The sequence below is a fragment of the Paenibacillus forsythiae T98 genome, from assembly GCF_000520735.1.
GTDB lineage: Bacteria > Bacillota > Bacilli > Paenibacillales > Paenibacillaceae > Paenibacillus_AQ > Paenibacillus_AQ forsythiae.
The window spans coordinates 1-1,022 of sequence record NZ_ASSC01000439.1 but is presented as its reverse complement, the minus strand read 5'-3'; the positions used below and the strand labels follow the sequence as shown (position 1 = coordinate 1,022).

Annotated in this window: 1 protein-coding gene; it reads right to left on the bottom strand. The window is 61.3% G+C overall.

What is annotated here, in order from left to right; genetic code table 11:
* Positions 1–1,022, bottom strand: a 1,022-nt coding sequence (gene hutU / locus L692_RS0113990) for a urocanate hydratase (protein WP_025700781.1), incomplete at both ends; no start/stop codon positions are given.

Here is a 1,022-nt window from a genome sequence, read left to right as displayed (position 1 = left end):
CGCGGAGCCAGCAAATGCGCGCGGGAAGCCCCTGAAACGCCACCTTGCTCTGCGCCAGGCGAATCCAGTTGCACAGCCCTTCATTGTCCGCGAATTCCCGGAGAATGACTTGATCGGTCTTGTAGATGTCCTCCGGATCGCCGGACAGCGCCGCCCAGCGGAACGGCCCCTTCCCCTCGCAGAACTGCGGCCGGATATAGGCCGGGACAAATCCGGGATAAGCGAAGGCGTCCTTGACGCCTTCATCAAACGCTGCCTGGCGCAGGTTATTGCCGTAATCGAAGGCGACCGCCCCCTGTCTCCTCATTTCGAGAATGGCCCGCACATGGACCGCCATTGAAGCTTTCGCCTGCCTGATATACAGTTCCGGCTTGACGCTGCGGAGCGCCTGCCCCTCTTCCGGCGTCAGTCCCGCCGGCAAATAGCCGTTCAGCGGATCATGGGCCGAGGTCTGGTCGGTCACGATATCGGGAACAAAGCCCCGGCGGAGCATTTCCGGCAGCACTTCCGCAGCATTGCCCACCAGTCCGATGGAGAGCGGCCGTTTCTGCGCCTTCGCTTCGGCGGCCATGGACAGCGCCTCGTCAAGTCCGGGCGCCAGCAGGTCGCAGTACCGGGTCCCGATCCGTTTCAGGATACGGGTGCGGTCTACATCAATGCCGATCATAACGCCTTCGTTCATCGTGACGGCCAGCGGCTGCGCCCCTCCCATGCCGCCCATACCGGCCGTCACTGTAATCGTCCCTTTCAATGTGCCGCCAAAATGCTGCCGCGCCGCCTCCGCGAACGTCTCATAGGTTCCCTGGAGGATTCCCTGCGTGCCGATATAGATCCAGCTTCCAGCAGTCATTTGACCGTACATCATGAGCCCCTTTCTATCGAGTTCGTGGAAGGTATCCCAATTCGCCCATGCCGGAACCAGATTTGAATTGGCGAGAAGCACGCGGGGCGAGTCCTTCGTTGTCCTGAACACGGCAACGGGCTTACCCGACTGGATCAGCAGCGTCTCATCCTCCTCAAGC